Source organism: Roseateles sp. (assembly GCF_036486225.1).
GTDB lineage: Bacteria > Pseudomonadota > Gammaproteobacteria > Burkholderiales > Burkholderiaceae_C > Roseateles.
Genome location: NZ_DASVNZ010000345.1, coordinates 1 through 19170 on the forward strand (window position 1 = coordinate 1; position 19170 = coordinate 19170).

Below are 19170 nucleotides of genomic sequence, written 5' to 3' on the forward strand. Positions count from 1 at the left end.
CTCACGCTCGGCATTCGCTCCGAGGGGCACCGTCGGCCCCAGCTTCTCGATACCGAGCCGCACAAACGAAAAGGGCTGACAGTCGTCAGCCCTTCGTTCATCAGATCGCGAACTTCTTCGCCAGCGCATCGGGCCGCAGCGAATCGTAGTCCTCGAACGGCTGATGGATCCACGGGCTGGTTTCCAGCATCTCGACGTAGTAGTCCGGGGTGTATTCCGAGACGCTCTTCGTCCAGATCACGGCCGAGCGCAGCTCGCTGATCGACGGCATGCCGCGCAGCCGTTCCACCACGGCCTTCAGCGTCACGCCCGAATCCGCCAGATCGTCCACCAGCAGCACGCGGCCGGCCAGTTCGCCCTTGGGCATGGTGATGTACTTGGCGATGTCCAGACGTCCCTGGATCGTGCCGGCTTCCGCGCGGTACGAGCTGGTCGACATGATGCCCAGCGGCTTGTCGAACACGCGCGACAGCACGTCGCCGGGTCGCATCCCGCCGCGGGCCAGGCACAGGATCTGATCGAACTCCCAGCCGGAGGCATGCACCTTCAGCGCGAGGCGTTCGATCAACAGGTGGTATTCATCCCACGACACGTACAGATGTTTGCCGTCGTCGGTCAACATGGGGGAGGCTCCTCAGCGATGGATGGGGTCAGGTCTGGATAAGACGGGAAAGGCGACAGGGCGCGAGCGGTCGCTCAGCCCTGGAACGGATGCTGCAGCAGGATGGTGTGCTCGCGGTCGGGGCCGGTGGACACCATGGCGATCGGCGCGCCGATCACTTCCTCCACGCGCTTCAGGTACGAACGCGCGTTGGCCGGCAGGCGGTCCCACTCGGTGATGCCGAAGGTCGATTCGGTCCAGCCCGGGAAGACTTCGTACACCGGCTTGCAGGCGACGATCTCGTCCGCGTCCAGCGGCAGGATGTCGATCTGCTTGCCGTCGAGCTCATAGCCCACGCACATGCTGATCTCGGCCAGACCGTCCAGCACGTCCAGCTTGGTCAGGCACAGGCCGGTGATGCCGTTGATGATGATCGAACGCTTCAGCGCGGCGGCGTCGATCCAGCCGCAGCGGCGGGCGCGACCGGTCACGGTGCCCCGCTCCTGGCCGACCGTCGACAGGTGGTGGCCCACGGTGCCCGGGGTTTCCCAGTCCAGCTCGGTCGGGAACGGTCCCGATCCCACGCGCGTCGCGTAGGCCTTCGTGATGCCCAGCATGTAATGCAGCATCTGCGGACCCACGCCGGCGCCGGCGGCGGCATTGCCGGCCACGCAGTTGCTCGAGGTCACGTACGGATAGGTGCCGTGGTCGATGTCCAGCAGCGTGCCCTGCGCGCCCTCGAACAGGATGTTCTGGCCCGCCTGATGCGCCTTGTGCAGCATGTAGCCGACGTCGGCCATCATCGGCTTGATCTGGTCGGCCAGCGACATCGCGTGGTCGAAGATCGGCTGGAACTCCAGCGCCTTCGCGTTCAGGTAACCCGTCAGCGCGACGTTGTGCAGGTCGATCAGCTCCCTGAGCTTCTTCGCGAAACGGTCCGGATGCTTCAGGTCCTGCACGCGCAGTGCGCGGCGGGCGACCTTGTCCTCATAGGCCGGGCCGATGCCCTTGCCGGTCGTGCCGATCTTGCCGCTGCCGCTGCTTTCGCGCAGCGCCTCACGGGCGCGGTCGACCTCGACGTGGAACGGCATGATCAGCGGGCAGGACTCGCTGATGTACAGGCGCGAACGCACTTCCACGCCGGCCTTTTCCAGGCGCTCGATCTCCGACAGCAGATGGGTCGGGTCCAGCACCACGCCGTTGCCGATGTAGCAGGCGACGCCGTCGCGCATGATGCCCGACGGGATCAGCTGCAGCGCCGTCTTCACACCCTTGATGACCAGCGTGTGGCCGGCGTTGTGACCGCCCTGGAAGCGGACCACGCCTTGCGCGTGGGGAGTGAGCCAGTCGACGACCTTGCCCTTGCCTTCGTCGCCCCATTGGGTGCCGACGACCACCACGTTGCGCCCGCGCGCGATCTCACTGCTTTGCATGTCGTTCATCCGATGATTTGGAGGTTGAGGGTGGAGGGGCGAATCGCGTCGCTCACAGCGATCGCAGCACCCATTGACCGCCGGACTGCACCAGCTCGCGGTCGCATTCGAATTCGTCGTTCTCTTGCTCGTGGCCCGGCAGGACGCAGACCACGGTCTCGCCCTGCTCGCGCAGGCGGCGGACCGCCGCGCGCAGGTCGGGATCCTCGCCCCACGGGGCGCGCACCGCGGCCCGCAGCGACGTGGCGGGGATCAGGCCCACCAGCGTCTTCAGGTCCAGGCTGAAGCCGACAGCCGGACGACGCCGGCCGAAGACCGCGCCGACCTCGTCGTAGCGGCCGCCGCGCAGGACCGCATCGCTGCCGCCCTCCGCGTACAGCGCGAAGCGCACGCCGCTGTAGTAGCCGAAGCCCGGCAGGTCCGCGAGGTCGACGCCGATGCGCACGTCGGGATACGCCGCGCCGAGGTGGCGGATCAACCACTCGAGGTCGTCCAGCGCAGCCGTGACCAGCGCGTTGGCCGGCAGCGCCTTGCGCGCGTCGGCCAGCACCTCGACGCCGCCATACAGGCGCAGCAGGGTCTGCAGCGCGGCGACCACGTCGTCCGGCAGGTCGTTGGAGAACGCGGCCACGCCGGCCGCATCCTTGGCGGCCATCGCGGCCACCAGCGCATTCAGGCGGTCTTCGCTCAGCATGTGATCGCCGAGCACGCCGCGCACCAGGCGCGCGTCACCCAGATCCAGCACCAGGCGCGTCACCCCGGCGCGTTGCATCGCGTCGATGGCCAGCTCCTGCGCTTCCAGATCGGCTTCGAGGCCGGCATGGCCGTAGATCTCGACGCCGAACTGCAGCGGCTCGCGCGTCGCGGTCAGGCCTTCGGCGCGGGTATGCAGCACCGGGCCGCAGTAGCACAGGCGCGTCACGCCGGCACGGTTCAACAGGTGGGCATCGATGCGCGCCACCTGCGGCGTCGTGTCCGCGCGCAGGCCGAGGCTGCGACCGGACAACTGGTCGACGAGCTTGAAGGTCTTGAGGTCCAGCGCCTGACCGGTGCCGGAGAGCAGCGAGTCGAGATGCTCCAGCAACGGGGGCATCACCAACTCGCAACCGTAGGTCCGCGCCATGTCCAGGAGCTCGCGTCGAAGTTCTTCGATGCGGCGGGCCTGGGAGGGGAGGACGTCAGCAATGTGCTCGGGCAGCAGCCAAGCAGAGGCCATGGACGTTCAGGGAGGGGGTTAAAAACGGCATTGTACCGGGGTCGGGACACCGCTCGACCGCCGCGCCCCTCAGGAAGGGGTCCGGCGCGGGTTCGCCAACGATTCAGCGAGGCTTCGTGACAGGCTGCTCAGAGCAGCATCAGCAGCACGCCGCCGCAGACCAGGCTCGCGAGGCCAAGGAAGCGCAACTGGCCGTCGCTCATCGCCAACAGCTTGGCGAAGAACTGGCGCCAGGCGCCGGGGCTCAGGAAGGGCATCAGGCCCTCCATGATCAGCAGCAGCGCCAGCGCTGCCAGCCACTTGTCGCCACCCATGATGAGGCCGCCCTCCCCGGCTGCCGCCGGTCAGCCTGATGACGCGGGCCGGTGGACGCGATCGTCGCGTCGCCCGGCCCGTCCCGGGATCACTTCTTCGGAGCGGGAGCCGCCGGCGCGCCGGGGCCGCCGTTGCGCATCGCGTTGAAGAACGGGCTCGACGGATCGAGCACCATCACGTCGCCCTTGTTCTTGAACGAACGCTGGTAGGCATCCAGCGAGCGGTAGAACTGAGCGAACTGCGGGTCGCGGCCGAAGGCTTCCGAGTACAGGATAGCCGCCTTGGCATCGCCCTCGCCCATGATCTTCTGCGCGTCGCGGTAGGCCTCGGCGGTGATGACTTCGCGCTGCTTGTCGGCGTCGGCCTTGATCTTCTCGCCCTCGGCCGCGCCGGTGGAGCGCAGTTCGTTGGCGACGCGGGCGCGTTCCGACTTCATCCGGTTGTAGACCGCTTCGGTGATGTTGGCCGCGAAGTCCACGCGCTTGACGCGAACGTCGACGATCTCGATGCCGAACTGCTTGGCCTCTTCCTCGAGGCGCTTGCGCACGTCCTGCATGACCTTCTCGCGCTCGGTGGCCAGCACCGCGCGCACGGTCCGCTTGGTCACTTCCTCGTTCAGCGCGTTCTGCACGATCGGGCTGAGGCGCGTTTCCAGGCTGCGCAGCTGCGTGCCGCTGTTGCGGATGTACTGGCGCGAATCGACGATGCGCCACTTCACCAGCCAGTCGATGACCAGGCTCTTCTTTTCAGCGGTGAAGATCGGACGCGGATCCGCCGCATCCAGCGTCTGCACTCTGCGGTCCAGGAAGACCACGTTCTGCAGCGGCGGAGGCAGCTTGAACTTCAGGCCGGGCTCGGTGATCACTTCCTTGATCTCACCCAGCGAATAGACGACCGCGAACTGGCGCTGGTCGACGACGAACAACGTCGAGCTGGCGATCACGAACAGGATCAGCAGACCGACGACGACGGAGACGATGCGATTCATTGTTGTGGGCTCCCTCGATCAGCGGCCGTCGCGATCACGGCTGCGCATGGCGTCGCGCGACCGCGGATCGGTACTCAGGGACGAGGCGCCGGTCGGCGTCGTCTCGGTGGGCACCACCGGCGTCGGGGCCGTCGTGGTGACCGTGCCCGACGTCTGCTGCATCAGCTTGTCCAGCGGCAGGTACAGCAAGTTGGAGCCGCTCTTGGCGTCCACCATCACCTTGGTGACCCGCGAATAGACCTGCTGCATCGTGTCGATGTAGAGGCGGTCGCGCGTGACGGCCGGCGCCTTCTGGTACTCGGCCAGCACCGACTTGAAACGCTGCGCATCACCGTCGGCGAACGAGACCACGCGGGCGCGGTAGGCCTCGGCATCCTCGCGCAGGCGGGCTGCCTGGCCCTGGGCGCGCGGGATCACATCGTTGGCGTAGGCCTCGCCTTCGTTCTTCAGGCGCTCGCGGTCGGCGGTCGCGCGGAACGCGTCGTCGAAGGCGGCCTGCACCTGCTCGGGCGGCTGCACGCTGCTCAGGTTGACGTTGACGACCTCGATGCCGGTCTTCAGGCGGTCGAGCTGCGTCTGGATCGACTTCACCAGGTCATTGGCGATCGCGTCGCGCTGCTCGTAAAGCACCGCGTCGGTGTTGCTGCGGCCGACGATCTCGCGCACGGCCGACTCGGACGCCTGGCTGACCGCTTCGTCGGTGTTGAAGTTCTCGAACAGGTAGTCGCGCGCATCCTTCAACCGGTATTGCACGGTGAAGCGGACGTCGATGATGTTCTCGTCCTGCGTCAGCATCGACGAGTCGCGCAGGCCCGTCGCCTGGCCGACCGAATTGCGGCCGATCTCGACGGTCTGCAGCTGCGTGAACGAGACGACCTCGTGCCCCTGGAACGGATACGGCAGGCGGTACTGGATGCCGGCGTCCACCGTGCGGCTGTACTTGCCGAACGAGGTGATCACGCCGCGCTGACCTTCCTGCACGATGAAGACGCCGCTGGCCAGCCAGCCCAGCAGGACGACGCCGACGACCAGCGCCACGCCGATGCCGGCGCCGCGCATGTCGGGCTGCAGGTTGCCGCCGCCGTTGCCGGAGGGGCCGCTGCCGTCATTGCCGCCCCGGCCGCCGCCGAACAGGCGTGACAGCTTGCGATTGAAGTCGCGCCACAGTTCGTCCAGATCCGGCGGACCTTCATTGCGGCCGTTGCTCATCCAGAGCCCCAGCCGGCGGCGCAGGCTGCCGGCTCCACCCCGCGGGTCACGTCCGCCACCGGCGACGGACATGCGATCGTCTTGATTCATACGCATCCTGATGAGGAAGTCTTGTTGCAAGTATCGGGCATTGGCGAACGGCCTCAGCCTGTGCGTCCCTGCGGATGATCCTGCGGGTCCCACCGATCTTGGGGCGGGTCTTGAGGGTTCAAGTCACCGTCGTGGAGGTCGCCCCTCCCGTCGACATCGGTCAAGCCGTCCTCGTCCGCGAGGTCGACGTCCTGGTCATCGCCCTGGTCGACATCCGGGTCCGTCTCCTGCCCCGCGTACTCGGGCACCGGCGCCGCCTGCATCAGCGACGCGATCATCGTGCGCAGCTCATCCAGGCCTTCGCCCTTCACCGCGCTCACGAAGATGCGCGGCAGGCGCTGGCCGCCGTGCTCGCCACCGACACGCGTCAGCCAGTCCTGCAGCTGTCGCGGGCGCTGGTTGTCTTCCAGCAGGTCGAGCTTGTTGTAGACGAGGATCTGCGGGATGTGCTGCGCGCCGATCTCGGCGAGCACCCGCTCCACCTCTTCCATCTGTTCGGTCAGCACCGGGCTGGCGGCATCGACGACGTGCAGCAGCAGATCGGCATCGGCCGCCTCCTGCAGGGTCGCCTTGAACGCCTCGACCAGCTTGTGCGGCAGGTCGCGGATGAAGCCGACGGTGTCGGACAAGGACACGCTGGTGCCCGCCTCCTCGAGGTAGAGCGAGCGGGTCGTCGTGTCGAGGGTCGCGAACAGCTGGTTCGCGGCGTAGGCCTTCGCCTTGGTCAGGGCATTGAACAGCGTGCTCTTGCCGGCATTGGTGTAGCCCACCAGCGAGACGCGGAACACGCCGTTGCGCGCGCGGGCGCGGCGTTGCGTGGCGCGTTGCTTCTGGACCTTCTTGAGGCGTTCCTTGATCGACTTGATGCGGTCGTCGATCATCCGGCGGTCCAGCTCGATCTGGCGCTCGCCAGGGCCGCCGCGCATGCCGATGCCGCCGCTCTGACGCTCCAGATGGCTCCAGCGGCGCACCAGGCGCGTGGAGAGGTACTGCAGCCGCGCCAGTTCCACCTGCAGCTTGCCCTCGAAGCTCTGTGCGCGGGCCGCGAAGATCTCCAGGATCAGCGCGGTGCGGTCGGCCACGGGCACGCCGAGATGGCGCTCCAGGTTGCGTTGCTGGGCGGGGGAGATGGCCTGGTCGAACAGCACGGTGTGGGCGCCGAGCGCCTGCACCATCAGCTTGATCTCGTCGGCCTTGCCGGAACCGATGAACAGCGCCGCGTCGGGCGCCTTGCGCCGGGCGACGACCCGGGCGACCGGGGTGTCACCGGCCGATTCGGCCAGCAGCGCGAGTTCGTCGAGGGTGGGGTCGAAGGCCTCGCCGCGGCCCAGATCGACCCCCACCAGAATGGCGCGCGCCGCCTCGGGGGGCGGCGTCGAATGGGTGGGGTCTTGTGTGGTCAATCAGCTTCAGCTGGCGTCGTTGCTCTCGCCGGTGTGGAAGTTCACCGCACGGCCGGGGACCACCGTCGAGATGGCGTGCTTGTAGACCATCTGCGTCACCGTATTGCGCAGCAGCACCACGTACTGGTCAAAGGACTCGATATGGCCTTGCAGCTTGATGCCGTTCACGAGGTAGATGCTCACAGGAACATGCTCCTTGCGCAGCAGGTTCAGGAAAGGGTCTTGCAAGAGTTGTCCTTTGTTGCTCACGATATGCTCCGTGTTGGAAGTGAGGTGTTGGAATGCCACACCTTATCACAGCACCGGGTTTCCCCGGACCGCGCTGTCTTCAGGTTTCGGCGAACGGGTTCTTCGAGGATCGCAGTTCGATCTTCATGGGCGTGCCCACCAGCTTGTAGTGGTCGCGGATGCGCCCTTCGAGATAACGCTTGTAGACGTCGCTGACGCCTTCGAGCGCATTCCCGTGGATGACGACGATCGGGGGGTTCATGCCGCCCTGATGCGCGTAGCGCAGCTTCGGACGCGAGACGCCCGAGCGCTGCGGCTGCTGATGCTGCACCGCTTCCTGGATCAGGCGCGTCAGCACCGGCGTCGTCATCTTGCGATAGGCCGATGAATAGGCGTCCGCCAGCGCCTTCCACAGCGGGCCCAGGCCCTGCCGCTTCAGCGCGGAGATCTTCAGGATGGGCGCGAAGCGCAGGAAGCCGAGACGCGTCTGGATCTGGCGCTCGATGGTCTCGCGCTGGTAGCTGTCGATCGCGTCCCACTTGTTGATCGCGATGACCACGGCCCGGCCGCTGTCCAGCGCGTAGCCGGCGATGTGCGCGTCCTGGTCGGTGACGCCCTGCGTCGCATCGATCAGCAGCAGCACGACGTTCGCGTCGGCGATCGCCTGCAGCGTCTTGACCACCGAGAATTTCTCGATCGCCTCGAAGACCTTGCCCTTGCGGCGCAGGCCGGCGGTGTCGATCAGCTTGAACTTCTGGCCGTTGTGCTCGAAGTCGACGCTGATGGCGTCGCGCGTCGTGCCGGGCATGTCGAAGGCGACCAGACGCTCCTCGCCGAGCCAGGTGTTGATCAGCGTGCTCTTGCCGACGTTGGGGCGGCCGGCCACCGCCAGGCGGATCGCGCGCTCATCGTCGGGCCCGGCGCCCTCCGCGGGTTCCTCGTCCTCGACCGGCGCCTCGAAGCTGTCCAGCACCGCCTCGAGCAGCGAGCGGATGCCCTGCCCGTGCGCGGCGGACACCGGATGCGGCTCGCCCATGCCGAGTTCATGGAACTCGGCCAGCAGCGGGCTGTCGCTCATGCCCTCGGCCTTGTTCACGGCGACGAAGACACGCTTGTTGCACTGGCGCAGATAGCGGCCGATGTCCATGTCCTGACCGGCCAGGCCGGTGCGGACGTCCAGCACGAAGATGACGGCATCCGCCTCGGCCACGGCCTGGCGGGTCTGCTTGGCCATCTCCTTGACGATGCCGGTGGTGCTGTCCGGCTCGAAGCCGCCGGTATCGATGACGATGAACTCGCGATCGCCGAGACGACCGTCGCCGTAATGGCGGTCGCGCGTGAGGCCGGCGAAGTCCGCGACGATGGCGTCGCGGCTCTTCGTCATCCGGTTGAACAGCGTGGACTTGCCCACGTTGGGGCGGCCCACCAGGGCGATCACAGGTTTCATATCAGTCTTGACGCAGCGCGAACAGGCGCCCGCTGCGGGTGGCGATCAGCACCGTGCCGCCCAGCTGCACCGGCGCCGCGGCAATGCCGGAGCTGTCGGTCTGCAGGCGCTGCACGGTCAGGCCCTTGTCCTTGGACAGGAAGTGCACGTAGCCCTCACTATCGCCGACGATGACCGACTTGTCGGTCACCACCGGCGCGCTGAGCTTGCGGTTCTGGAATTGGTCGGCGGTCCACACGACGTCGCCGGTGCGGGTGCCCCAGGCGGTCAGACGGTCGGACGCGTCGCCGCCGACGACGATGGTCGAATCGGCGGCCACGCCGCGCAGGCCGGCATTGTTGCGGGTCCAGATCGTGTTGCCGCGCTCTGCGTTGACGCAGGCGACGGCCGACTGGAACGCACGGGCGCAGAAGACGTCGTTGTCGCGGGCCAGCGGACCGACCAGGTCGGCCAGGCGTTCGACCTCGTTGGTGCCGCGCGGGTTGGCGACGGTCGCCTCCCACATCAGCAGACCGCGGTTGGGATCGATGCCCGCCAGACGCGAGCCCTGCCCCACCAGCAGCGTGTTCTGGAAAGCGCCGAGAACGCCGGCCTGCTGCAGCGTCAGGGGCTCGCCCGGACGGCGCAGTTCCCACAACCGGCGGCCGTCGGCCGCGTCGAAGGCCAGCACCGCGCGGTCCAGCGTCAGCACGAACACGCGCTCACCGGCGACGAACGGCGAGGTCACGACCGGGGTCGTCATCGTCTTGCGCCACAGGATCTTGTCGCCCTCGGTGACGACCAGCTCGTTGTCGCGGGTCACTGCCGCGGCGAAGCGGCCATCGCTGCCGACGCCGGCGGTCAGGCCCTTGCCGATGTCGGCGCGCCAGAGCGTGGTGCCGTCGGCGGCGGAGATCGCGCTGATGACGCCGTCCGAGCCGCCGACGACGAAGCGGTCGTTGACCGCCGTGATCGTCAGCGGGAACTTGACGCTGTCCACGCGCGCTTCCCAGGCCACGCGGGCCTGCAGCGACGGCGTGATGTTCTCCAGCGGCGCCGGCTTGGGCGCGGTGGAGCTGCTGAACAGCGAGCAGGCGCCCAGCGTCGCCGCGACGCCGCCCAGCAGCAGCGCGCGAGCCAGTCGACCGAGGGTCAGGCCGGCGCTCACTGGGCGGCTCCCGCGGCGGGTTCGTCGCCGCCGACCGCCACGCCCAGGCTGGCCAGCTTCACTTCGAGCAGGCGACGGTAGTCGAGCTGCTTGTCCAGGCCGTCGTAGGCCTTCTTGAACTCGGTCTTGGCGACGTCGGGCTTGTTCTGCAGCAGGGCCAGGTCGCCGCGGCGATCGGCCACCAGCGCCGCGAAGTCCGCGCTCTTGACCGCATCCAGCGTCTTGCCGGCTTCGTCGAGCTGCTTGGCGTCCATCTGCAGCGCAGCCAGACGCAGGCGCGCCAGATCGCGGTAGGCATCGCCCTTGGCGTTGGCGGCGGCCCAGGTCAGCGTGGCGCGGGCGTCATCGGCCTTTTCCTTGTCCAGCTGCAGCCTGGCGGTCACCAGCGCGGCCTGCGCGGCGTACCCGGTGCCGGCGTAGTCCTGCTTCAGGTTGCCGAAGACGGCCACGCTCTTGCCCAGATCGGCGGCCTGCGCCGCGCGCTGCAGCTCACCGAACATCGCGGCGGCCTTGGCGGCCTCGGTGCGCTGCCAGTAGTTCCAGCCGGTCCAGCCGGCATAGGCGACCAGCGCCAGCGTCAGCAGCCAGGTGATCGGATTGCCCCAGCGCTTCCAGAACGCCTTGAGCTGCTCCAGCTGTTCCTGTTCTTCGAGATCGAGATGAGCCGCCATGTTCGAGTGAGGGTCCGGGTTGAAATTCGAGGTCGCGATTATGCGGTGCGCAGGTCCGCTGCCCATGCAGCGACCGTGTTAAGCGGGCGTGTCACTTGTTCGCCGCCGCCGCGCAGCGGCTTGACGGCGACTTCGCCGCGGGCGAGTTCGTCCGGGCCGAACACCAGCGCGAAACGGGCGCCCGAGGCGTCGGCCTTCTTGAACTGCGACTTGAACGAGCCGCCGCCGGCATGCATCTGCACCGCGACGCCTTCCGCACGCAGCGCCTCCAGCACGGGAATCGCCTGGGGCAGCGCGGCCGCGTCCGGCAGGATCGCGTAGACATCCGGGGCCGAGGACGGCACCGGCAGACCGAGTTCATCGATCAGCAGCAGCAGGCGCTCGATGCCGAGGCCGAAGCCCACCGCCGGCGTCGGCTTGCCGCCGAGCTGCTCGAACAGGCCGTCGTAACGGCCGCCGCCGCAGACCGTGCCCTGGGAACCGAGCTGGTCGGTCACCCATTCGAAGACGGTCAGGTTGTAGTAGTCCATGCCGCGCACCAGGCGCGTGTTGATGCGGTACTCGACGCCGGCGGCGTCCAGGATCGCGCGCACGGCGTTGAAGTGCGCCAGGCTTTCCTCGCCGAGGAAATCCATCAGGTGCGGCGCCGCCTCGACGACCGACTGCATGGCCGGATTCTTGGTATCCAGGATGCGCAGCGGGTTGGTGTGCAGCCGACGCTTGCCGTCCTCGTCCAGCTTGTCGGCATGCGCCTCGAAGTGGGTGATCAGCGCGGCGCGATGCGCGGCGCGCTCCTCCGGCTGGCCCAGCGAGTTCAGCTCCAGGCGCACGTGCTCGCCGACGACCAGACCCAGCTCCTGCCACAGGCGGCGGACCATCAGGATGATCTCGGCGTCCACGTCCGGACCGGCGAAGCCCAGCGCCTCGACGTCCAGCTGGTTGAACTGGCGGTAGCGGCCCTTCTGCGGGCGCTCGTGGCGGAACATCGGGCCCAGCGTCCACAGGCGCAGCGGGCCGTTGTACAGCGCGTTGTGCTCGACCATCGCGCGCACGATGCCGGCGGTGGCTTCCGGACGCAGCGTCAGCTTGTCGCCGTTCATGCTGTCGGTGAAGGAATACATCTCCTTCTCGACGATGTCGGTCACCTCGCCCAGGCCGCGCACGAACAGCGCGGTCGGCTCGACGATCGGGGTCAGCATGTACTGGTAGCCGTAGCGCTGCAGCACGCCGCGCAGCGTGGTCTCGAACCAGCTCCACAGCTGGCTGCTGGGCAGCTTGTCCTTGCGGTCGACACTGGCCGGGAGGATGTCGTTCATCCCCTTGACGGCCTGGATGTTCTTGCTCATGCGGTGGTGGTGCTCGCGCCGAAGCGCTTTTCAATGTAGGTCTCGACCAGGGCGTGGAACTCGCCGGCGATGTTGTCGCCGCGCAGGGTCAGCGCCTTCTCGCCGTCGATGAAGACGGGCGCCGCCGGCGCCTCGCCGTTGCCCGGCAGGCTGATGCCGATGTCGGCATGCTTGCTCTCGCCGGGGCCGTTGACGATGCAACCCATCACCGCGACCTTCATGGTCTCGACGCCGGGATACTTCTCGCGCCAGACCGGCATCTGCGCGCGCAGGAAATCGTCGATCTGCTTGGCCAGTTCCTGGAAGGTCGTGCTGGTCGTGCGGCCGCAGCCGGGGCAGGCGGTGACGCTCGGGTTGAACGCGCGCAGACCCAGCGACTGCAGGATCTCCAGCGCGACCACCACTTCCTGGGTGCGCGACTCGCCGGGTTGCGGCGTCAGCGAGACGCGGATCGTGTCGCCGATGCCTTCCTGCAGCAGCACCGCCAGCGCCGCGGCCGAAGCCACCGTGCCCTTGGTGCCCATGCCGGCTTCGGTCAGGCCCAGGTGGAGCGCGTAATCGCAGCGCTTGCTGAGCGCGCGGTAGACCGAGATCAGGTCCTGCACGCCGCTGACCTTGCAGCTGATGATGATGTTGTCGGGGTTCATGCCCAGCTCGCGGGCATACGAAGCCGACGACAGCGCCGACTGGATCAGCGCCTGGTACATGACCTGCTTGCCGTCCCAGGGCGACGCACGCTTCGCGTTGTCGTCCATCATCTGGGCGAGCAGTTCCTGGTCCAGGCTGCCCCAGTTGACGCCGATGCGCACGACCTTGTCGTACTGCATCGCGGCCTCGATCATCTGGGCGAACTGGCGGTCCTTCTTGTCGCCCTTGCCGACGTTGCCCGGATTGATCCGGTACTTCGACAGCGCCCGCGCCATGGCAGGATGTTCAGTCAGCAGACGGTGGCCGTTGTAGTGGAAGTCGCCCACCAGCGGCACGTCGATGCCCATGCGGTCGAGCTGCTCGCGGATGTGCGGGACGGCGTCGGCGGCTTCGGCGTTGTTGACGGTGATGCGGACCAGTTCCGAACCGGCCTGCGCCAGCTCCTTGACCTGGATCGCAGTCTCGATGACGTCGACGGTGTCGGTGTTGGTCATCGACTGCACGCGCACCGGCGCGTCGCCGCCGATCGTCACCACGCGGTCGCCCCAGCGGACCTGGGCCTGGCGCGAACGGCGCGCGGACGGCGCGGCAGCGGCGATCAGGTCGGACAGATCGTCGGCTTCGGCGTTGACTTCAGTGACATCGGGGGTGGCTTGCTTGTCCATCTTGCGGCGCTCTTGCGAAGGAGTTACGGCTGGTGCGGCGCCCGTTGGTTCGGGTTCGTGTCCGGTTCGAGTCGGGTGCAGTCAGTTCAGTTCGAATCGTGCGACGTTGTCGCGCGACCGGGCGGCGAGGTCCACCGGTTGGCCGCGGAACACCAGCTCCGTGCCGGACACGTTGCCCACGCGCAGCTTCAACGGCGCGACGCCGTTGACGTCGACCAGGTCGCCGGGACGCAACAACCGCGACAACAACACCTGACCCTTGGCGTCCACCACTTCGACCCAGGACTCCGCACTCGCGCGGACCTTGAGTGGCGACGTGCCGGCTGCGGGGGCGCCGGCCTGCACCGGCTGCCCGGCTTGCGCGACGGACGCGGCGGCAGGCGGCGTCTGGGCGACCGTCGGCGCCGTCGTCACTGCCGGCGTCGTTCCGGACGGGGCAGGCAAGGCGGCGGTGGACGTCTGCGCGGTTGGCGATGTCTGGGCGCCTACGCCGTTGGTCGTCGGCACGACCGGCTCGGACGCCGTTCCCGCCGGAGCCTCGATCGCCGTCGGCGGCGTGTCGGTCGCGGCTGGCGGCGTCCCGGCGACGTTGTCCGGGCCGGGCGCCGTCGTGACGGAGGACTCGGCCTTCCGGAAACGTTCCGTGACCTGGTCGATCCAGCTCGAAGGGATCGCATAGACCGCCGCCGCGGCGATCAGCAGCACGCCGACGCCCAACACGGCGGGCCGCTTGAGCAAGGCCGCCGACAGTGCCGGATCCTGACTCACCGAGCGCGCGCGGAACGGCTGGTTCAAGCCCGGCGTCACCCGGTCCAGCGAGGCTTCGGCGCCGCTGCTCGGGAGCAGGATCAACACCTGCGCGGCGTCGAGTTTCATGACGCGGCACACCGAACGCGCCAGCGCCCGGGCGAAGGTCGCGTCGGGCAGGTCCTGGTAGCGATCGGCCTCCAGGGCCTCCAGCTTCGACTGCGGCACCTTCAGCGTCGCGGCCAGCGCGGCGATATGCAGGCCCCGGGCCTCGCGCGCACGGCGCAGCACGGCACCGGCCGAGCTGGGCGCGGACATGGAGGCAGCGAAATCAGCTGCGAGCGACGCCTCGTCGGTGGCCGTCGGAGTCATGCGATGTCCCTCATTCATCGAATCGACCGTTGTTCAAAGCTTGCGTCTCTGCCGCCTGCGGATACTTGCGCCGCATTTGCTGACCGAGATCGTCCATGCTCGACGTGTTCCCCAGGCGGCGCTCGATGCGCAGTTCCAGCCAGAGGCTGGCGGCGTTCGCCTGTTCCACGTTGCTGTTGACGCGGCGCGCATAGAAACGCGCCCGCTCATACTCGCCCAGGCGATACAGCACCTCGCCCAGGTTCATCGCGATCGTCGGATTGCCGGGTTCGATCTCGAAGGCCTTGGTCAGGTGGGCCTGCGCCGGCACCAGCCGGCCTTCGCGCGCCTCGCAGGCGCCCCAGGCCAGCAGCGTGCGCGCCGGCGTGCGGTAGGTCGGCAGCGCCACGGCCGCCTCGAACTGCTGGTAGGCCTCGGCGTAACGCTGGCGCTGGCACAGGAACCAGCCATAGTTCTGCAACGAATCGCCGTTGTTGCGATCGCGCGCGATCAGTTGCTTGAAGCCGTCCTCGGCCAGCCCATACTCGCCCATCGCGGCATAGATCAGGTTGCGCAGGTTGATCGCCTCGGGCAGATCCGGCTTGGCGACCATCGCGAGCTTGACCTCGTCCAGCGCCGTCTCGTACTGGCCGCGGGCGAAGTAGCCGCTGGCCAGCTCGAGCCGCACCTGCGCCCGACGGTCGTTGTCAGTCTTGTCGCTCTCGGTGCGCGGCTGCTGTTGCTGCTGCGAACCGCTCGCGCACCCGGCCAGGGCCGCAACGATCAGCAGCACGACGGACAGGGTCCGGGCGGAACGACGCGGAAAGACGGAGCCGGGCAACGGAGCGGTCATGGACGTGAGCCTGTGGGAGTGACGGGGGTGATGGGAGTCGATGCCGCGTCACGCTGTACCACCACGGGCGCGCGCACCATGCGCAGATGGACCCGCGTCCGGTCCTGCACCTCGCCGGCCAACTGGCCGCAGGCGGCGTCGATGTCGTCACCGCGCGTCTTGCGCACGGTCGTCACGATGCCGGCCTGTATCAGCAGGTCGGCGAAGGCCTTCACGCGCTCGTTGGTGCTGCGCTTCAGGCCCGACGCGGGGAACGGATTGAACGGGATCAGATTGATCTTGCAGGGCACCTTGCCCTTGAGCAGCGCGATCAGCTCGCGGGCCTGCTCCGGCGAATCGTTCACCTCCTGCAGCATGCAGTACTCGAAGGTGATGAAGTCGCGGGGCGCCTTCTCCAGGTAGGCATTGCAGCTCGCCAGCAGTTCCGCGATCGGGTACTTGCGGTTGAGCGGCACCAACTGGTCGCGCAGCGGGTCGCTGGGCGCGTGCAGCGAGACGGCCAGCGCCACCGGCGCATCGTCGCGAAGGCGGTCGATCATCGGGACCACGCCCGAGGTCGACACCGTCACACGGCGGCGCGACAGGCCGTAGCCGTGGTCGTCCAGCATCATCTTCAGGGCGGGGACCAGCGCGCCGTAGTTCTGCAGCGGCTCGCCCATGCCCATCATCACGACGTTGGAGATGATGCGTTCGTCCTTGCCCAGCCGTTGCCGCAGCGAGTGCTCGGCATACCAGAGCTGGGCGACGATCTCCCAGGTCTCGAGGTTGCGGCTGAAGCCTTGATGACCGGTCGAGCAGAAGCGGCAACCCACGGCGCAACCGGCCTGGCTGGAGATGCACAGCGTGGCCCGGTCGTCCTCGGGGATGTAGACCGCCTCGACGGCGTTGCCCTGGCCGACGTCGAACAGCCACTTGATGGTGCCGTCGGCCGAGACGTGTTCGGAGATCACCGGCAGCGCGGTGATGTGGGCGCGCCCGGCCAGCTTGTCGCGCAGCGACTTGGCCAGGTCGGACATCTGGGCGAAGTCCGACGCGCCCTTCTGATGGATCCAGCGGAACAGCTGGGTCGCGCGAAAGCGCTTCTCCCCCAGCTGCTCGCAGTACGCGGCCAGGCCTTGCAGATCGAATCCGAGCAGGTTGACCGTGTCCATCATGCGTTCCTCGTTTCCACTCAGGGCCTCATGGCCCGGAGGTCAGAGGCCTTGCCCGTTTCAGCGGGCGTTGATTTCCAGGCCGGAGAAGAAGAAGGCCACTTCCACGGCGGCCGTCTCGGCGGCGTCGGAGCCGTGCACGGCGTTCGCGTCGATGCTGTCGGCGAAGTCGGCGCGGATGGTGCCCTTCTCGGCCTTCTTCGGATCGGTCGCGCCCATCAGGTCACGGTTCTTCAGGATGGCGCCTTCGCCTTCCAGCACCTGGATCTGCACCGGGCCGGAGATCATGAAGGTCACCAGGTCGTTGAAGAACGGGCGGGCCTTGTGCACGGCGTAGAACGCTTCGGCTTCGGCGCGCGACAGCTGCTTCTGCTTGGAGGCGATGACCTTCAGGCCGGCGCCTTCGAAGCGGCTGTAGATCTGGCCGATGACGTTCTTGGCCACGGCATCGGGCTTGATGATGGAGAGGGTGCGTTCGATGGCCATGTCTTTTTCCTTGAAAATCTTGGGCTTGGCAAAGCCCGGGATTGTAATGCGTGAAGTCAAGCCCCCAAGTGACATCCCGTTATCAGACGGCTGTCACCGGATGGCAAAAAGCCGGGATTGAACCCGGCCCGGATCGCCCTGCCCCACCAGGATGGCGGGAGCCGGGCATTCAAACAGGTCAGCGACGACCGCGGCCACCGCCGCCCCCTCCACCACCTCCGCCGCCACCGCCACGGCGACCGCCGCCCCGGTTGCCGCCGCGATTGATGAAGGCGTCGGCGCCGATGTAACCCATCGAGGTCTTCATCGGATCCGGCTGGTGCTCGCCGCCCGGACCGCGCTTGTTGCCCTGGTTCGGGTTGTGGCCGGGATCGCTGCCGCCCTTGCCGAAGCCCTGCGGGATGCGCTTGCTCCCGGTCGCGAAGCGCCGGTCGAACGTCTGCTCCAGCGGGTTGATGTGCTTCGGGATGAAGTCGTCATCGTCCTCGTCGCGGGGCCGGCGATCGCGCTCACGCTCCTGCTGCTGTTGCTGCGGGCGATCCTGCTGATGCTGCGGACGCTGCGGCTGGGCACGCTGATCGTTGCGGTCGTTGCGATCGTTGCGCTGCGGGCGATCCTGGCGCTCACCGCGCTGATCGTTGCGATCGCCACGCTGATCGCCGCGGTTGCCGCGCTGGTCATTGCGATCGCCGCGCTGGTCGCCGCGCTGCTCGCGCGACGGCTCCGGACGGCTCGGGCGCGGACCGTCGCTGTTGCCGCGACGACGCTTCTCACCGCGGTCGTTGCGATCGTTGTGGCGCGGCGGACGCGGCTCGTTGCCGGCCAGCTGACGGATGATGCGCACGTCGGCGTCGCCGAGCTCGATGTACACGCCACGACGCAGACCGCGCGGGAGCACGACGGTGCCGTAGCGGATACGGATCAGGCGGCTGACGGCCAGACCGACCGTCTCGAACAGCTTGCGGACTTCGCGGTTGCGACCTTCGGTGATGACGACGCGGTACCAGCGGTTCACGCCTTCGCCGCCGCCGTCCTCGATGCTCTTGAAGCTGGCCTGCTGACCGTCGACGTCGACGCCGGCCAGCAACTTCTCCTTCTGCTCCTTGCTCAACGAGCCCAGCACGCGCACGGCGTACTCGCGCTCGACGCCGAAGCGCGGATGCATCAGCTGATTGGCAAGCTCACCGGAGTTGGTGAACAGCAGCAGGCCTTCAGTGTTCAGATCCAGGCGGCCGACCGACTGCCACTTGCCCTGCGGCAAGCGCGGCAGGTTGCGGAAGACGGTGGGACGGCCTTCGGGGTCGTTGAAGGTGACGACCTCGCCGACGGGCTTGTGGTACGCCAGGATCCGCGGCGCGACCGGCGCGATGCGGACCTTGATCGGCTTGCCGGCCACCGCCACGCGGTCACCGTAGGAGATGCGCTGACCGACGTGGGCGACCTCGTCGTTCACCGTGATCTGGCCCTTGGCGATCATGTCCTCGATGTCGCGGCGCGAGCCGACGCCGGCTTGCGCCAGCACCTTCTGCAGCTTGGGCGCGTCGGCATCGGGGGCCAGCACGCGCTTGGCGGGCTGGTCGGCGGCTTCGGAGTCGTCGTCGGACGAGGCCTCGACATCGGCGGCTTCGGCGGGCGCGCTGCCGTCATCTTCGACGTCGGCATCGAAGGCACCCGACACCAGGGCGTCGAAGCGCGCCTGCGCCTCGGCCTGGAGCTGGGCGCTGTCGGCCTGCGATGGTGCGGCATCGGCGCCTTCGCCGGCGTCCGGCGCCTGGCGCTGCGCCTGGGCCGGCTGACCGTCGCCCGGCTCGCGGTCACGGTCGCGACCACGGCGGCGGCGGTTGCGTCCGCGACCTTCGCGTTCGCCGTTCGCGTCGCCTTCGGCCCCCTCGGCGCTTTCGCCGATCACCGGACCCGCTGCATGCGACTCGTGGGAGACCAGCTCGCCGACCGCTTCGGCCACCGGCGACACCGGCGCGGGCGAGACCTCGACGGTCGCGACCGGCACGTGGATTGTGGCGCGTTCGGCTTGCGCCGGCGCGGCCTCCGCCTCGGCGGCGGCTTCAGCAGCCTCGGCGACCTTCTTCGTCGTGCGGCGCTTGGGCTTGGGCGCTTCCGCTTCTGCGGCTGGCGCCTCGACCGGCGCTTCAACCGGTGCTTCGGCCGGCGCCTCAA

General features: G+C 68.1%; 18 protein-coding genes. All 18 read right to left on the reverse strand.

Annotation, left to right across the window (positions count from 1 at the left end; genetic code table 11):
* Positions 1 to 100 precede the first annotated feature (100 nt).
* Positions 101 to 622, reverse strand: a complete 522-nt coding sequence (locus VF536_RS22330; RefSeq protein WP_088403590.1) for a phosphoribosyltransferase — start codon at positions 620 to 622, stop codon at positions 101 to 103.
* Positions 623 to 696: 74 nt separating this feature from the next.
* Entirely contained in the window at positions 697 to 2034 is a 1338-nt protein-coding gene (locus VF536_RS22335) for an adenylosuccinate synthase (protein WP_331617100.1), read from the reverse strand.
* A 52-nt stretch (positions 2035 to 2086) separates the two neighbouring features.
* Positions 2087 to 3250, reverse strand: a complete 1164-nt coding sequence (locus VF536_RS22340; RefSeq protein WP_331617101.1) for an ATP phosphoribosyltransferase regulatory subunit — start codon at positions 3248 to 3250, stop codon at positions 2087 to 2089.
* Positions 3251 to 3378: 128 nt separating this feature from the next.
* Entirely contained in the window at positions 3379 to 3564 is a 186-nt protein-coding gene (locus VF536_RS22345; protein WP_331617102.1) for a DUF2065 domain-containing protein, read from the reverse strand.
* Between the two features lie 89 nt (positions 3565 to 3653).
* Positions 3654 to 4553 carry a protease modulator HflC gene (gene hflC / locus VF536_RS22350; protein ID WP_331617103.1) on the reverse strand — a complete coding sequence of 300 codons (900 nt, stop codon included), beginning with the start codon at positions 4551 to 4553 and terminating at the stop codon, positions 3654 to 3656.
* An 18-nt stretch (positions 4554 to 4571) separates the two neighbouring features.
* Positions 4572 to 5852: an FtsH protease activity modulator HflK gene (hflK, locus tag VF536_RS22355; RefSeq protein ID WP_331617104.1), complete on the reverse strand. Its 1281-nt coding sequence runs from the start codon at positions 5850 to 5852 to the stop codon at positions 4572 to 4574.
* A gap of 53 nt (positions 5853 to 5905) precedes the next feature.
* Complete coding sequence (hflX, locus tag VF536_RS22360; RefSeq protein WP_331617105.1) at positions 5906 to 7255, reverse strand: GTPase HflX; 1350 nt, start codon at positions 7253 to 7255, stop codon at positions 5906 to 5908.
* A gap of 6 nt (positions 7256 to 7261) precedes the next feature.
* The gene (gene hfq / locus VF536_RS22365) at positions 7262 to 7504 is read right to left on the reverse strand and encodes an RNA chaperone Hfq (RefSeq protein WP_067275532.1); all 243 of its coding nucleotides are present in this window, start codon (positions 7502 to 7504) and stop codon (positions 7262 to 7264) included.
* 79 nt (positions 7505 to 7583) lie between these two features.
* Complete coding sequence (der, locus tag VF536_RS22370; protein ID WP_331617106.1) at positions 7584 to 8930, reverse strand: ribosome biogenesis GTPase Der; 1347 nt, start codon at positions 8928 to 8930, stop codon at positions 7584 to 7586.
* A gap of 1 nt (position 8931) precedes the next feature.
* Entirely contained in the window at positions 8932 to 10077 is a 1146-nt protein-coding gene (gene bamB, locus VF536_RS22375) for an outer membrane protein assembly factor BamB (protein WP_331617107.1), read from the reverse strand.
* On the reverse strand, positions 10074 to 10748 hold the full coding sequence (locus tag VF536_RS22380) for a tetratricopeptide repeat protein (RefSeq protein WP_331617108.1): 675 nt from the start codon (positions 10746 to 10748) through the stop codon (positions 10074 to 10076). Before VF536_RS22380 ends, bamB begins: the two co-directional genes overlap by 4 nt.
* Before the next feature lie 38 nt (positions 10749 to 10786).
* The gene (gene hisS, locus VF536_RS22385; protein ID WP_331617109.1) at positions 10787 to 12094 is read right to left on the reverse strand and encodes a histidine--tRNA ligase; all 1308 of its coding nucleotides are present in this window, start codon (positions 12092 to 12094) and stop codon (positions 10787 to 10789) included.
* Complete coding sequence (gene ispG / locus VF536_RS22390; RefSeq protein WP_331617110.1) at positions 12091 to 13407, reverse strand: flavodoxin-dependent (E)-4-hydroxy-3-methylbut-2-enyl-diphosphate synthase; 1317 nt, start codon at positions 13405 to 13407, stop codon at positions 12091 to 12093. Before ispG ends, hisS begins: the two co-directional genes overlap by 4 nt.
* An 81-nt stretch (positions 13408 to 13488) precedes the next feature.
* Complete coding sequence (locus tag VF536_RS22395) at positions 13489 to 14472, reverse strand: helix-turn-helix domain-containing protein (protein ID WP_331617111.1); 984 nt, start codon at positions 14470 to 14472, stop codon at positions 13489 to 13491.
* A 64-nt stretch (positions 14473 to 14536) separates the two neighbouring features.
* Entirely contained in the window at positions 14537 to 15358 is an 822-nt protein-coding gene (gene pilW / locus VF536_RS22400; RefSeq protein WP_331617112.1) for a type IV pilus biogenesis/stability protein PilW, read from the reverse strand.
* A complete protein-coding gene (gene rlmN, locus VF536_RS22405) occupies positions 15355 to 16512 on the reverse strand; it encodes a 23S rRNA (adenine(2503)-C(2))-methyltransferase RlmN (RefSeq protein WP_331617113.1) in 1158 nt (385 codons plus the stop codon). The genes pilW and rlmN overlap by 4 nt, the downstream gene beginning before the upstream one ends.
* A 57-nt stretch (positions 16513 to 16569) precedes the next feature.
* Entirely contained in the window at positions 16570 to 16995 is a 426-nt protein-coding gene (ndk, locus tag VF536_RS22410) for a nucleoside-diphosphate kinase (protein ID WP_067275554.1), read from the reverse strand.
* 178 nt (positions 16996 to 17173) lie between these two features.
* Positions 17174 to 19170 (reverse strand): pseudouridine synthase (locus tag VF536_RS22415; RefSeq protein ID WP_331617114.1); only part of this gene is annotated, 1997 nt, incomplete at its 5' end.